Origin of the sequence: Elioraea sp. (assembly GCF_022842375.1) — a bacterium.
In the GTDB taxonomy this organism is placed as follows: Bacteria; Pseudomonadota; Alphaproteobacteria; order Acetobacterales; family Acetobacteraceae; genus Elioraea_A.
Map to the genome: position 1 here is coordinate 84,837 of NZ_JALHPR010000007.1, position 14,312 is coordinate 99,148.

At 71.1% G+C, this 14,312-nt stretch carries 12 protein-coding genes; 9 read left to right on the forward strand and 3 right to left on the reverse strand.

Features of this window, described 5'->3' with window-relative positions; genetic code table 11:
- Positions 1-105 precede the first annotated feature (105 nt).
- Complete coding sequence (locus Q0C38_RS08695) at positions 106-849, forward strand: aspartate/glutamate racemase family protein (RefSeq protein WP_291296682.1); 744 nt, start codon at positions 106-108, stop codon at positions 847-849.
- On the opposite strand, the gene fdhF is transcribed toward Q0C38_RS08695, so the two are convergent.
- Together fdhF and Q0C38_RS08705 are read right to left on the reverse strand one after the other, a co-directional pair.
- On the reverse strand, positions 780-3,587 hold the full coding sequence (gene fdhF / locus Q0C38_RS08700; protein ID WP_291296683.1) for a formate dehydrogenase subunit alpha: 2,808 nt from the start codon (positions 3,585-3,587) through the stop codon (positions 780-782). The two genes, Q0C38_RS08695 and fdhF, sit on opposite strands and share 70 nt — an antisense overlap.
- Positions 3,584-5,194 (reverse strand): NADH-ubiquinone oxidoreductase-F iron-sulfur binding region domain-containing protein, encoded by a 1,611-nt coding sequence (locus Q0C38_RS08705; protein ID WP_291296684.1) that lies wholly within the window; start codon positions 5,192-5,194, stop codon positions 3,584-3,586. Before Q0C38_RS08705 ends, fdhF begins: the two co-directional genes overlap by 4 nt.
- A 102-nt stretch (positions 5,195-5,296) precedes the next feature.
- Here Q0C38_RS08705 and Q0C38_RS08710 point away from each other — a divergent pair, with 102 nt between their 5' ends.
- The 3 genes from Q0C38_RS08710 to Q0C38_RS08720 all read left to right on the forward strand — a co-directional run bounded on the left by Q0C38_RS08710 (position 5,297) and on the right by Q0C38_RS08720 (position 8,201).
- On the forward strand, positions 5,297-6,730 hold the full coding sequence (locus Q0C38_RS08710; protein WP_291296685.1) for an FAD-dependent oxidoreductase: 1,434 nt from the start codon (positions 5,297-5,299) through the stop codon (positions 6,728-6,730).
- 171 nt (positions 6,731-6,901) lie between these two features.
- Positions 6,902-7,315: a DUF350 domain-containing protein gene (locus Q0C38_RS08715; protein ID WP_291296686.1), complete on the forward strand. Its 414-nt coding sequence runs from the start codon at positions 6,902-6,904 to the stop codon at positions 7,313-7,315.
- A 4-nt stretch (positions 7,316-7,319) separates the two neighbouring features.
- On the forward strand, positions 7,320-8,201 hold the full coding sequence (locus Q0C38_RS08720; protein WP_291296687.1) for a serine protease: 882 nt from the start codon (positions 7,320-7,322) through the stop codon (positions 8,199-8,201).
- Between the two features lie 3 nt (positions 8,202-8,204).
- Here Q0C38_RS08720 and Q0C38_RS08725 read toward each other — a convergent pair whose 3' ends face one another.
- On the reverse strand, positions 8,205-8,618 hold the full coding sequence (locus tag Q0C38_RS08725) for an AtzH-like domain-containing protein (protein WP_291296688.1): 414 nt from the start codon (positions 8,616-8,618) through the stop codon (positions 8,205-8,207).
- 48 nt (positions 8,619-8,666) lie between these two features.
- Between Q0C38_RS08725 and Q0C38_RS08730 the strand changes: the two genes are divergently transcribed.
- The 5 genes from Q0C38_RS08730 to Q0C38_RS08750 all read left to right on the forward strand — a co-directional run bounded on the left by Q0C38_RS08730 (position 8,667) and on the right by Q0C38_RS08750 (position 14,311).
- On the forward strand, positions 8,667-10,076 hold the full coding sequence (locus tag Q0C38_RS08730) for an amidase family protein (protein WP_291296689.1): 1,410 nt from the start codon (positions 8,667-8,669) through the stop codon (positions 10,074-10,076).
- Positions 10,077-10,251: 175 nt separating this feature from the next.
- Positions 10,252-11,352, forward strand: a complete 1,101-nt coding sequence (locus Q0C38_RS08735; protein WP_291296690.1) for an ABC transporter substrate-binding protein — start codon at positions 10,252-10,254, stop codon at positions 11,350-11,352.
- A 20-nt stretch (positions 11,353-11,372) separates the two neighbouring features.
- Positions 11,373-12,191, forward strand: a complete 819-nt coding sequence (locus tag Q0C38_RS08740; RefSeq protein WP_291296691.1) for an ABC transporter ATP-binding protein — start codon at positions 11,373-11,375, stop codon at positions 12,189-12,191.
- On the forward strand, positions 12,188-13,012 hold the full coding sequence (locus Q0C38_RS08745) for an ABC transporter permease (RefSeq protein ID WP_291296692.1): 825 nt from the start codon (positions 12,188-12,190) through the stop codon (positions 13,010-13,012). The genes Q0C38_RS08740 and Q0C38_RS08745 overlap by 4 nt, the downstream gene beginning before the upstream one ends.
- A gap of 27 nt (positions 13,013-13,039) precedes the next feature.
- Entirely contained in the window at positions 13,040-14,311 is a 1,272-nt protein-coding gene (locus tag Q0C38_RS08750; protein ID WP_291296693.1) for an amidohydrolase/deacetylase family metallohydrolase, read from the forward strand.
- Position 14,312: the final 1 nt, after the last annotated feature.

A 14,312-nucleotide genomic window follows, 5' to 3' on the forward strand; every position in this document is an offset into this window, starting at 1 on the left:
TGGGGGCCGCCTGGGGCTTGCGGGCGGCTGCGAAGCATGGATTGTGGCGCCTCCCTGCCCGCGCCGTGGGCAGCCTGCCCTCCAATCCAGCGGAATCCGCCCGCGATGCGCCTTCTCCTCCTCAATGCCAACACCGATGCCGCCATCACCGCGCGCATGGCCGCCCTCGCCGCCCCGATCGCGGGCGAGGGGGTGACGATCGAGCAGGCGACGGCGCGGTTCGGTGCCCGCTACATCAGCACGCGCGCCGCCGCCGCGATTGCCGGCCACGCTGCCCTCGATGCGCTCTCCCTCCGCCTCGCCAGCCCGCCCACGCCCGATGCGGTGCTGCTCGCCTGCTTCGGCGACCCTGGCCTTGCCGCGCTGCGCGAGGTCTCCCCCGTTCCCGTCGCCGGCATGGCGGAGGCGAGCCTGCTGGCCGCCGCCGCGCTGGGCGGCCGCATCGGGGTGCTGACGGGTGGCGCACGCTGGGTGCCGATGCTCGCCGAATACGCTGCCGCCATCGGCCTTGGCCAGCGCACGCTGATCCGCTCCGTGCCGCAGACGGGGGCCGAGATCGCGGCCGATCCTGACGGCGCCGTCGCGGGCCTCGCGGCCGAAGCCAGGGCGCTGGTGGACGGGGGGGCGGAAGTGATCGTGCTCGGCGGTGCCGGGCTCGCGGGGCTTGCCCAGCGGATCGGTGCGCGCACGCCCGTGCCTGTGCTCGACAGCCTCGCCTGCGGCATCGCCCAGGCGCTGATGCTCGCGCGGCTTGGCCCGGCGCGCGCGACGGCAGGCTCCTACGCCCCGCCGCCGCCCTCGCCCGTCACCGGCATCGGGGATGCGCTGGCGCGGCTGATCGGCAGCTGAGGGGCGATCGGCTCGATCCGCGCCGCGCAGTGCTTGAAGCCCGGGATGTGCGCGATCGGGTCGAGGCCCGGATGCGTCAGCATGTTCGCCGCCGCCTCGTGATACGCAAACGGAATGAAAGCGAGGCCTTCGGGAAGCCCGGGGGCCGCACGCACCGCGAGCACGATTTCGCCACGCCGCGTCACCACCCGGGCGTCCTCGCCTGGCGAGAGGCCGAGGCGCCGCATGTCGGCCGGGCAGAGGCTGAGCGTGGGCCCTGGCTCGAGCGCGTCGAGCACGGCGGTGTGGCGCGTCATCGTTCCGGTATGCCAATGCTCGAGCTGGCGGCCCGTCGTCAGCACGAACGGGAAGGCGGCATCGGGCAGTTCGGTCGGGTCCGACAGCGCCGCCGGCACGAGGCGGGCGCGGCCATCGGCCGTGGGGAAGCGATCGGCGAACACGATGCCGCTGCCCGCAAGCCCAGGGCCGGGAACGGGGTAGGTGACGGCACCCTCCGCCACCAGCCGCTCCCACGTGACGTGGGTGAGCGAGGGCATGAGGGAGGCCATCTCGGCGAACACCTCGGCCACCGCGCGATGCTCCCAGGCGAGGCCGAGGCGGCGGGCGAGTTCGACGATGATCCAGAGATCCTGCCGCGCCTCGCCGGGCAGGGTGAGCGCTGCGCGGCCCATCTGCACCTGGCGGTTCGTGTTCGTCACCGTGCCGGATTTCTCGGGCCAGGCGGAGGCGGGCAGGATCACGTCGGCGAGTGCCGCGGTCTCGGTCAGGAACAGGTCCTGCACCACGAGATGGTCGAGCGAGGCAAGCGCGGCGCGGGCGTGAGCCACATCGGGGTCGCTCATCGCCGGGTTCTCGCCCATCACGTACATGCCGCGGATGCGCCCTTCCTCCGCCGCGTGCAGGATCTCGACGACGGTCAGGCCCGGTGCCGTCGGCACGGGGGCACCCCACACGGCCTCCGCCGCTGCGCGCGACGCGGCGTCATCCACCCGCTGATAGTCGGGCAGCATCATCGGGATCAGGCCGGCATCGGAGGCGCCCTGGACGTTGTTTTGACCCCGCAACGGGTGCAGGCCCGTCCCCGGCCGTCCCACCTGGCCGCAGAGCAGCGCCAGCGCCGTCAGCGCGCGCGCATTGTCGGTGCCGTGGACTGACTGGCTGATCCCCATGCCCCAGAGGATGATCGCCGCCCGTGCCCGCGCAAAGCCGCGCGCGACGGCCCTGATCGCGTCGGCCCCGATGCCGCAGACCGGCGCCATCGCCTCGGGCGTGAACGGCGCGACATGGGCGGCGAGAACGTCGAACCCCTGCGTACGCGCGGCGACGAACTGCCGGTCAACCAGCCCCTCGGTGATCACGACGTTCAGCATCGCGTTCAGCAGCGCGACATCGCTGCCTGGCGAGAAGCGGAGCGTGTGCGTGGCGAAGCGGTCGAGCCCCGTGCCGCGCGGATCGGCCACCGCGAGCACCGCGCCGCGCACGGCGGCGTCCTTGATGTAGGTCGCGGCAACGGGGTGATTCTCGGTCGGGTTCGCGCCGATCACCAGGATGAAATCAGCGTCCGCCACCGCCGTGAACGGCGCGGTGACAGCCGCACTCCCGATGCCCTCGAGCAGCGCCGAGACCGAGGCCGCGTGGCAGAGCCGCGTGCAGTGATCGACGTTGTTCGTGCCGAACCCCGTGCGCACCAGCTTCTGGAAAAGATACGCCTCCTCGTTGGCACCCTTGGCGCTGCCGAAGCCGGCCAGCGCATCGCCACCGAAACGATCGCGCACATGGCGCAGGCCGGTTGCGGCGCGGTCGAGCGCCTCGTCCCAGCTCGCCTCGCGGAACTTCCCGCGCGCGGACTCGGGATCGATGCAGTCTGCCGGGTCCTTCGCGGCACCATCGATGCGAACGAGAGGAACCGTCAGGCGATCGGGGTGGCGCACATAGTCGAACCCGAAACGACCCTTCACGCAGAGCCGCCCCTGGTTCGACGGCCCATCGCGCCCCGTCACCTCCACGATGCGCCCGTCGGCCACATGGAACGCCACCTGGCAGCCGACGCCGCAATAGGGGCACACACTGTCCACCACGCGATCAGGCACCACGGCGCGCACGCCCTCGATCGCGACCGAAGCGGGGAGGAGGGCACCTGTCGGGCAGGCCTGCACGCATTCGCCGCAGCCAACGCAGCTGCTGGCTCCCATCGGCAGGGCGGCATCGAACACCACGCGCACATCGGACCCGCGATGGGCGAGGCCGATCACGTCGTTGTGCTGCACCTCGCGGCAGGCACGCTCGCAAAGCCCGCAGGCGATGCAAGCATCGAGCTGGACCAGCATCGCGGGGTGGCTCGCATCCGCCGCCAGATCAGGCGCGGTGCGCGGAAAGCGGCTCTCCGTCACGCCAAGTTGGGCCGTGAAACGGGCGAAGGTACCGTTTGGATCACGCAACGATGCGGGCTGGTCTGCGAGCAGGAGCTCGAACACGACGCGGCGCGTGCGCCGCACACGCTCGCTCGCGGTGGTGACGACCATGCCATCGGCAGGCGTGCGGATGCAGGAGGCGGCGAGCACCCGTTCGCCCGCGATCTCCACCATGCAGGCGCGGCAGTTGCCGTCAGGCCGATAGCCCGGGCGATCGAGGTGGCAGAGATGTGGGATCTCGGTGCCACGGCGCTGCGCCACCTGCCAGATCGTCTCGCCTGGCGTGGCCGTCACGGCCTCGCCGTCAAGGGTGAACGTCACGCTCATGGAACGTGCTCCGGCATGTGGCGGATGAGGCTCAGCACCGGGTTCATTGCCGCCTGGCCGAGGCCACAGATCGAGCCGTCGGCCATCGCCGCGGCGAGCTCGGCGAGCAGGGCGCCGTCCCAGTGCGCGGCATCGAGCATCGCTGCCGCCTTGGCCGTGCCGGCGCGACAGGGCGTGCACTGGCCGCAGCTCTCGTCACGGAAGAAGCGCGCGAGGTTGCGCGCGGCCTCCGCCAGGTCGTCATGGTCGGAGAGGACGATGACGGCGCCCGAGCCGACGAAGCTGCCATGTTTCTCAAGCGCACCAAAGGCGAGCGGCAGGTCGGCCATCGAGGCGGGCAGGATGCCGCCCGACGCACCGCCAGGCAGGTAGGCGACGAGGCGATGCCCCTCCGCCATGCCGCCGCCGAACTCATCGATCAGCGCGCGCGCGGTGATGCCCATCGGCACGTCCTTCACGCCAGGCTCGCGCACGCGGCCCGACAGCGAGATCAGCCGCCGACCCGCATGCCCCGCGCGCCCCGCTTGCGCGAACGCCTCGGCGCCGCGCGTGATGATCTCCGGTAGCCACCACAGCGTCTCGACGTTGTGGATCAGCGTCGGCTGCCCGAACAGGCCCACCTGCCCCGGGAAGGGCGGCTTGTGGCGCGGATAGCCGCGTCGGCCCTCGAGGCTTTCGAGCAGTGCCGTCTCCTCGCCGCAGATATAGGCGCCGGCCCCGCGGCGGAGATGGATCGGCCCATCGAACGCACCCGCGGGAATGTCGGCAATCGCGCGCGCGAGGCCAGGGGCAAGGTCGCCATACTCGTCACGCAGGTAGATCCAGCAGGCGGACGCCTCGACCGCGCGGGCGGCGATCAGCATGCCCTCCAGCATGCGGTGCGGATCGGCGGCAAGGCACCAGCGGTCCTTGAACGTGCCTGGCTCACCCTCGTCGGCATTCACGACGAGATGCCGCGGCCCTGGGTTGCCGCGCACGAGCTGCCATTTGCGCGCGACCGGGAAGCCCGCACCGCCGAGACCGCGCAGGCCCGAGGCGGCAATGGTCGCGACCAGCGCCTCCGGTGGGGGCGAGGCTGCGAGCGCACTGTAGGCGCGCGGGGCCGGCAGCGCGGGTGGGTGTGCGGCGCCGGCCTTCACGCGCGCGACGCTCGCCTCGCCGATCACCGCGTGGCCGATGCTGCAGGCCGGTGCCCGGTCACACGCACCGATGCAGGGGGCGGGGATGATGCGCGCCTCCGGCATCGCGGCGCGGAGTCCGGCCAGCAGTGTTGCCGCACCCGCCATCGCGCAGGGCAGGCCATCGCACACACGCACCGTCACGGTGGGCGGCAAGGGAGCATCATCGGCGATCACGTCGAAATGCGCGTAGAACGTCGCGGTCTCGTACGGCACCACGGCGGCAAGGCCGAAAAGCTCGGCGAGCGCGCGCAGGTCACGATGGCGGATCGCTCCGAACCGGTCCTGCACCGCGTGCAGCGCCTCGACCAGCATGTCGGGCCGGCGCGGCATGTCGTCGAGCGCCTCGGCGACGGCCATCAGCGCCGCCGGATCGACAGACCCGCCACGCGGGCCCGACCGCGGCGCCTTCGCCCTGTCAGCCGCCATCGCACCGTTCCTCCCGCGCCGAGCATGCGGCCAGGACAGGGCGGGCGCAACGTGATCTCGATCCTTTTGCCACTCCCTGGCATCCTGGCGGCCATGGACGGCATGGACACCCCGGATCACCCACGCGTCGCGGCCCTCGCGGACGAGGCCCGCGCCACCCTGGGCTATATCGACTATCCCAGGCGCAGCTGGACGCGGCCCGTCGTCGCGCCCGATGGGTCCGAGGCAGCCGATGTTCTCGTCGCCGGTGCCGGCATCAACGGGCTCGCGGTGGCGTTCCTCCTCGCGCGCGAGAAGGTGGCGCGCGTGCGGGTGGTCGATGCGGCCGAGGAGGGGCACGAGGGCCCGTGGCTCGGCTTTGCGCGGATGCGCTGGCTGCGCACGCCGAAGGAGCTCGTCGGGCCCGATCTCGGCGTTGCCCCCCTCTCCTTCCCCACCTGGTACGCCGCGCGCTTCGGCACGGCTGCGTGGGACGCGCTGGTGCGCGCGCCGAACGGGGTGTGGATGGACTATCTCCGCTGGTTCCGCGAAACCGCTGGCATCACGGTCGAGAACGGCACGCGGCTCGTGGCCATCGCCGAGGCGGGCGAGGGGCTGTTCGCCTGCACGCTTGCAGGGCCTGGCGGGGAGGAGCGGTGCTTCGCCCGCCGCATCGTCCTGGCCACCGGCGTGCTCGGCGCCGGCGGGCCGGCGATGCCCGCTGAGATCGCAGCGCTGCCTGGCCATCTCCGCGCGCATTCATCCGACATGATCGATGTCGCAGCGCTCGCCGGAAAGCGTGTCGCGGTGATCGGGGCGGGTGCGTCGGCGTTCGACAATGCCGCCGTGGCCCTGGAACGTGGGGCGGCATCGGTCACGCTCATCGCACGGCGGGCGTCGATCGAGCAGCCGAACGTGAAGCAGGCGATGGAGTTCGCGGGCTTCCTCCGCCACTACGGCGAGCTTTCCGACGCGCAGCGCTTCCGCCTGCACCGCGTGCTGGCCCGCTTCGCGGTGCCGCCGCCGCCGGACAGCGTCGCCCGCTGCACCGACCATGGCGCCCGATTTCGCGTTCTCACCGCTTCCCCGCTTCGCGCTGCAAGGGTGGAGGGGGGCGCCGTGGCGCTCGACACACCCCAGGGCACGATCGCTGCGGATTTCGTAATCGCGGCGACGGGATTTGCCGTGCGCATGGGCGGCCGGCCGGAGCTCGCCGCCTTCGCCGACCGCATCGCCCTCTGGGCCGATCGCTTTCCCCCCGCCGGCGCCGACGCCACGCTGGGCGCGATGCCCTATCTCGATGCCGGCTTCGCCTACACCGCACGCGATGCGGCCGATGCGCCGATGCTCGCGCGCCTCCACGATGTCGGCATCGCGGCGGTTCCCTCGGTCGGGCCTGTCTGCGTCGGGCTGAACGGCATGAAGTTCGGGCCTGACCGTGTGGTGCGCGCGATCACCCGCAGCCTGTTCCTCGAGGAGGCGGAGGCGCATGTCGCTGCCGTCGAAGCCTTCGCCGACACGGCAGCGCCCGCCGGCAACGACCCCACCGTCATCTGAGAGCCTATTTGACAATGCTACTGCCATGGCCGTCTGGCTTTGATTTCCTGCGCTTCCGGTGCTCACGGCCCTCAAGGCCGCTGCGCGCCGGTTCTCGGAAACCGCGCCATCCAGCTCATGGCAGCGCATTCTCAAACAGGCTCTGAGCCCTCACCCGAAGGACATCCCTGCATGGATCCCGTGCTTCAAAGCCTGATCAGCGGCCTGCCGACGCTGGTGCTTCAGTTCATCGCCGCCGCTGCCGTGTACGCCGCAGGCATCGCCATCTACGCGCGGCTGACGCCGTACCACGAGCTCGAGCTGGTCCGCGGTGGCAACGTTGCGGCGGCGATCACGCTTGGCGGCGCGCTGATCGGGCTTGCCATGCCCGTGGGGGCGACGCTCGCCCGCTCCCTCTCGGTGGCTGACATTCTGGTCTGGGGCGCGGTCGCGACCATGATGCAGGCCGCAGCCTTCGGCCTCGCCAACCTTCTCCTGCGCGAGCTTCCCGCGCGCGTCGAGCGTGGCGACATCGCCGCCGCACTCGTCGCTGCCGCCGTGCAGCTCTCCGTCGGCATCGTCAACGCCGGCGCGATGTCGGGCTGAGGCGATGCGCGGGCTCGACAAGATCGCGACCCTGCTGATGCTCGTCATGGCGCTCTGGGCCTTCTTCGGCGAGGACAGGGAGGGGAACCCGCAGCCTCGCATCCCGCCAATGGCCGAGGCGCCGCAGCCACCGCCGCCCGTTCTCGTACCGCCGCAGGGTGATCGCGTGCCGCCGCAGGGTGATCGCGTCCCCCTGCCGCCCCCCTCGCCGCGCGACCCCGTGTTCGAGGTCCAGGGCGGCGGTGGCGGCGGCAACAGCACGGGCACGGCCTTCTCGGTCGACCAGTCGGGCCTGTGGCTGACCGCACGGCACGTCGCGCAAGGCTGCCGGCAGATCGGCCTGCGCGGGCGGCAGGGCTGGGTGCGCGGCACGCTCGCCTGGGCGCATCCACAGGCCGACGTGGCCTTTCTGCGCACCCAGGGCGGAACCCCACCCTTCGTTCTGGCAGGCGATGCGCCCGTGAGGGGGATGGACGGTTTCGGCATGGGATTCCCGCAGGGCAAGCCAGGGGCGGTGCAGGGCCGCCTGCTCGGCCGGGCGCAGATGCAGGCGCGCGGTCTGTTCCAGGGCCGCGCGCCGACGCTCGAATGGGCCGAGGTGCGGCGCGCGCCGTCAATCCGCGGCAGTCTCGGCGGCATCAGCGGCGGGCCGCTGCTCGATGCGAACGGCAACGTGCTCGGCGTCATGGTGGCGGAGGAGCCGCGCCGCGGCCGCTTCTCCACCGCCGCGCCGGAGACGCTGCTCGCCTTCGCCGGGCCAGACCGTCAGATGCAGCGCGCCGCACCTGGCACGCGGGCCATCGCCGTCGTCCCCGATCGTTTCGGTGCAGTGGCAGACCAGCTGCGCAGCGGGATGAGGATCGCGCAGGTCATGTGCCAGGGATAGGCGCTACGTCTCGATGGGCGTGCCTTCGGGGTTGAGCGACACATGCGCCGAGACGACGCGCCAGCCGAGCCCGGTGATGCGTGCAAGGATCTTGGTCTCGCGCCCGATCAGCCCGGTCGAGACACGGCGATAGACGATGTTGGTCACGCCCGTGTCGCGCCCATACGTCGTCACCCGCACCTCGAGCCGCTCGCGCTGCTGGTAGCCGCCTGCCTGGGCGCGGCGGAAGCGGCGGATCGCGTCCATCCCGAACAGGATCTCGTTCACCCCGAGCCTGACGGTGCGCGGATCGTCCCAGAAGATCGCCTCCAGCGTCGGGATGTCGTTGGTCATCAATGCGGTCTCGTAGCGGTCGATCACCGCGCGCACTTCCGCCACCACGTCGGGCAGGTCGAGCTCCATCGGGGTTCCCCTCACCGGTTGTGCTTGTAGGATGCACCGCGCGGCAGGCAAGGGGGAGTGGCGGTGAACGAAATCCATCGGATGGACGCGGCAGCGCTCGCGGACGCGTATCGCACGAAGCGCCTGTCGCCCGTCGAGGTGCTCGCCGCCGCGCTGGCGCGGGCGGAGAAGGTTCAGCCGAAGCTGAACCCGTTCAGCGCCTTCGCCCCCGAGACGGCGAAGGCAGCCGCGCACGAGGCAGAGGCGCGGTGGATGAAGGGCGAGGCGAAGGGCCCGCTCGATGGCGTGCCGCTCGCGATCAAGGAGAACCACGGTGCGAAGGACCTGCCGAAGCGGAGCGGCAGCCTGACGCGTGACCCCGTGACCGATGCCGAGGACCAGCCCCACATCGCGCGGCTGCGCGAGGCGGGTGCGGTCATCTTCGCCCGCACCACCATGCCCGACCTCGGCTGGAAGGGCGTGAACGACAGCCCCTTCACCGGGGTGACGCGCAACCCCTGGAACCCGGCGCTGACCCCTGGCGGCTCCTCCGGCGGCGCGGCGGTGGCGGTGGCGACCGGCGTGTGCCCGATCGCGACGGGCGGTGACGGTGGCGGATCGATCCGCATGCCGGCGGGCTTCACCGGCGTGTTCGGCATCAAGCCCACCTCGTTCCGCGTGCCTGGCCTCTATGACAGCCCGGCCGGCGACTTGGTTGCCCCCGGCCCGCTGAGCCGCACCGTGGCCGACAGCGCGGCGGTGCTTGCCGCGATGATCCGCCCCGATGCGCGCGATCCTGCCGCCTCGGCGCTGCCCTCCGTCGACTATCCTTCCCTGCTCGGGGCGGGGGTTGCGGGCCTTCGCGTCGCAATTTCGGCAACGCTCGGCTTCACGCGTCGGCCCGATGCCGTGCGCACGGCCTCGCTCGAAGGGGCGGCCAGGGCGTTGGAGGCAGCGGGAGCGACCGTGACATGGGCCGATCCGCCGCTCTGGAACGCCCGCGCTGCCTTCGCCACGATCTGGGAAGCGGCCTATGCGAGCGCGGTGATGACCACGCCGGCCGAGCGCCTCAAGCTGTTCGACCCTGGCCTGCTCGATGTCGGCCGCCGCGGGCTTGCCACCTCGGCGGTGGCCGAGAAGCTCGCCCAGCTCGAGCGCCACCGCCTGATGCACGCGATGATCGCGTTCCACCGAAGCCACGACCTGCTGGTCTGCCCGACCCTACCGATCGCTGCCTTCGAAGCCGGCCATGGCGTAAACACGCCCGACGCGATGCTCTACCCCGAATGGTACGACTGGACGCCCTATACCTGGACCTTCAACCTGACGAAGCAGCCCTGCTCCTCCGTTCCCTGGGGGTTCGACGCGGCGGGGCTTCCCGTTGGCGTGCAGGTGGTGGCCACGCACATGCGCGAGGACCTGGTGCTGCGCGGCTCGGCCGTGCTGGAGGCAGCGATGCCCCCCGTGATGCCGGAGGATGCGCGCTGGGCGTGAGCGAACTGCGCATTCCGTGGGCAGTCTGCCGAAGGCTTCGGCGGAAAGCAGCTGGCGCGCGCGCTCGATCCTCGCCCTCCCCTGGCATGACGACCCCTGGCATAGGGATTGCTGACCACGGGCTCCGGTGCGGCGCTCCTGAGGGCGCTGGGGAACCCGGGGAAAGGTCGATCACATGAGCACATCCATTCTGCGCCCCTCGCGGCGCGCGGTCCTGCTTGGCGCCGGCGCCCTGGGAGCCAGCGTCGCCCTCGCAGCCCCGGCCGTGCGCGCCCAGGCGCGGCGCAGCATCAAGTTCACCCTCCCCTGGCTGGCGCAGGGGGCGACCGCCTATGCCTATGTCGCGCGCGAGGCGGGCATGTTCCGCTCGCGCGGGCTCGACGTCGAGATCAGCCGCGGCTTCGGCTCCGTCGCTGCAGGCCAGGCGATCGCGCAGGGGCAGTTCGATTTCGGCCTGGTCGGCGCCGGCCCGCTCATCCTCACCGCCGCGCGCGGCCTGCCGCTCACCGGGCTCGCGACCATCAACTACGACATGACGATGGGCATCGCACTCCGCGCCGACAGCCCGATCCGCACGCCGAAGGACCTCGAGGGCAAGCGCATCGGCGCCGTGCCGGCCTCGGCCGAATTCCCGTTCTGGCCGGCCTTCGCGCGGAAGGCGGGGATCGACGTCTCGAAGGTCACGATCCAGCAGATGGACAACCGCGTGCTGGAGCGCAGCCTGATCGACCGGCAGGTGGACGCGATCACCGCGATCGGCTCCTCCACCATCCCGGTGATGCAGAGCCAGAACGCGCCGCACCGCTTCATGCTGTACAGCGCCGCGGGCATCACCTTCTACGCCAACGTCGTCACCACGCGCGCGGAAGTGCTGCAGCGTGACCCAGGCCTGTGCGAGGCCGTGACGGACGCGCTGATCGAGGCGACGGTGCTGCAGCTGAAGGAGCCTGACCGCGCGCTCGACATGTTCATCAAGCAGGTGCCGGAGATCGGCATCACCCAGGGCGGGCGCGAGAATGCGCGGCTGTCGCAGGGGCTGATGCAGTACACGATCCTGGCCCCCGAGGCGATCAACAACGGCCTCGGCTGGTCCGACATGGCGCGCTGGACCGAGATGACCGACCTCGTGATGGAGTTCGGTGCACCTGGCGATGCACGGCGCCCGGCCGTCGAGGCGCTCATCTCGAACCGTTTCGCCGGCAAGACGAAGCTGTCGGCCGCCGAGTGGGAGGCGCTGCGCGGCAAGCTCGGCGACTTCGCGAAGATGCTCGGCTGAGCTCGGTGACGGATCCGGGGATGGAGCCGCCGCCACAGATCGTGGTGGATGGCGTGCGGAAGGTGTACGAGACGCCGTCAGGCCCGGTCGAGGCCGTGGCGCGCGCGTCGTTCACCATCCGCCGCCGCGAGTTCGTGTCCATCCTCGGCCCCTCCGGCTGCGGCAAGTCGACGCTGCTGATGATGATCGCCGGCCTCGACCCCGCGTCGGAGGGCAGCATCACGGTCGATGGCGCACCGGTCACGGGGCCGCGACCGGAGTTCGGCCTGGTGTTCCAGGATGCGACGCTGCTGCCCTGGAAATCGGCGCTCGAGAACGTTCTGTTCCCGATCCGGATGATGCGCCGCGAGGTCGCCCCCGCGCGCGAGCGGGCGATGCGGCTGCTCGATTTCGTCGGCCTCGGCGGGTTCGAGGGCAAGAAGCCGCACCAGCTCTCGGGCGGCATGCGCCAGCGCGTGGCGATCTGCCGCGCATTGGTGCACGACCCCGAGCTGCTGCTGATGGACGAGCCCTTCTCCGCGCTCGACGCCATCACGCGCGACGAGATGAACGTGGCACTCATGGATATCTGGGACGCGTATCACAAGACCGGCGTGTTCATCACCCACTCGATCCGCGAGGCGGTGTTCCTCTCAGACCGCGTGCTGGTCATGGCCAAGCGCCCCTCCACCGTTGTGGCTGACGTGACGATCCCGTTCCCGCGCCCACGCGACATGTCGATCCAGGAGGACCCGGAGTTCAACCGCATCTGCGGTGAGCTTCGCGCGCGGATCGAGGAAGGCTACGCACGCGCCGGCGAGGCGCGCGGGCCGCGGCGCTCGCTGAAGGCGTTTGCATGACGGCCGACGCCGCACGCCTTCCCGCTCCCGCAGCAGCGCCAGCCGCACCCGGCGCGCTGCGCATGCTCGCGCGGCGGTCCGGCACGGTGCTCATGCCGCTTGGCTTCGCGGTCAGCGTGCTGCTGCTGTGGGAGTTCCTCGTCCGCTTCTACGCGGTGCCGACGGTGATCCTGCCGGCCCCCTCGGTGGTATGGGCGCGCATCCTCTCCGCCTGGCCATTCCTGCTCACCCACCTGGTGCCGACGACGGTCGAGACCGTGGTGGGGTTCCTGCTGTCGATGATCCTCGGCACCACCCTCGCCACCTTCCTCGTGTACGGAAGGCGGTTCCGCGAGGCGGTGTATCCGACCGTGGTGTTCTTCCAGCTCATCCCCAAGATCGCGCTGGCACCGCTGTTCATCGTCTGGCTCGGCATCGGCTCGGAAAGCCGCCTCGCCTTCTCGGTGTTCATCAGCTTCTTCCCCGTGGTGATCGCCACCATGGCGGGGCTGCGCGCGGTGCCGCCCGACATGCTGCGCCTCTGCCGCTCGCTCACCGCCACCGAGGCGCAGGTGTTCGCGGCCGTGCGGTTTCCCTACGCGCTGCCCTACATCTTCTCGGGGATGAAGATCGCGGTCACCTTCGCGATGATCGGCGTAATCGTCGGCGAGTTCATCACCGCGCAGGCGGGGCTCGGCTACCTCATCCTGTTCGCCTCCTCGCAGGCAGAGACGCCGCTGATCCTCGCCTCGATCGCCACCCTCTGCGTCATCGGCCTCGTGCTCTACGGGGCGGTGGCGCTCGCCGAGAAGGCCATGCTTCGCTGGTACGGCAGCGCCTGAGTGCGCGCCGCGTGACGGGAGAGAACGATGACCGAGACCTATGACATCCTGCTGAAGGGCGGCCGCGTGATCGACCCGGCGCAGGGCCTCGACGGCGCCTTCGACGTCGCGGTGAAGGGCGGGCGGATCGCCGCCGTCGCGCCCGGCATCATGCCAGCCGCCGCGCGCGAGGTGATCGACGTTGCGGGCCGCATCGTGCTGCCGGGCCTGATCGACACGCATGGCCACGTGTTCCAGTACGTCACAGGCCGCTTCGGCCTGCCGCCCGACATGGTCGGCGTGAACTCGGCGACCACCGCGGTGATCGACCAGGGTGGAGCGTCGTGCATGACCTTCCCCGCCTATCGCAACTACATCGCCAACGCCTCGGCCACGCGCTGCTACGCCTTCATGTCGGCCTATGTCGTCGGCGGGCTCGAGGGGCACTACTACCCCTCCCTCTATAGCCCCGAGCAGGTGGACGTGGGTGCAACCGTGAAGGCGGCGCTCGCCAATGCCGACCTTGTGCGCGGCATCAAGGCGCATGCCGAGATCGGCGGCTTCGCGCGCTGGGGCATCGAGGTGATGCGCATGGCAGCCGAGATCGGGCGTGAGGCCGACCTGCCCGTCTACATCCATTTCGGCCAGCTCTGGGCCCTGCCGGGCGAGGGCGGCAACAGTGTCGATCCCGATACGATCGTGCCGGAGGTGGCGGAGCTGATGCGCCCGGGCGACATCCTCGCGCATCCGTTCACCCGCCACCCGGGCGGCTTCGTCGATCGCAACGGGAAGGTGCACCCGATCATCAAGGAGGCAATGGCGCGCGGCCTCAAGATCGATGTCGGCCACGGCTCGCATTTCTCGTTCCGCGTCGCGCGCGAGGTGCTGGCCGCCGGCATCATGCCCGACACGCTCGGCGCAGACATGCACGGCTACAACACCCGCGTGCCGCCGCCGCCGGGAACGCCCGGCGAGCATCCGGATGACGAGAACCACCCCTTCGCCGGCCAGGCGCGGTTCAGCCTCGTCCACGCCATGGTCGAGATGATGGCGCTGGGGCTCACGCTCGAGCAGGTGGTGCCGATGGTGACGTCGAACGCCGCCGCCATGCTCGGCCTTTCGGGCGAGATCGGCACGCTGCGCCCTGGCGTGGAGGCCGATATCTCGGTGCTGTCGGACGAGCGCGGCCGCTGGTTACTGCGCGACAACGAGAAGAACGAGGCGACGGTCGATCGCATGCTGCGGCCGCTCTTCTGCCTCCGCGCCGGCACGCGGTATGACGCGAACGCACCGATCCTGCCACTGCCCGCTGCCGCCTGAC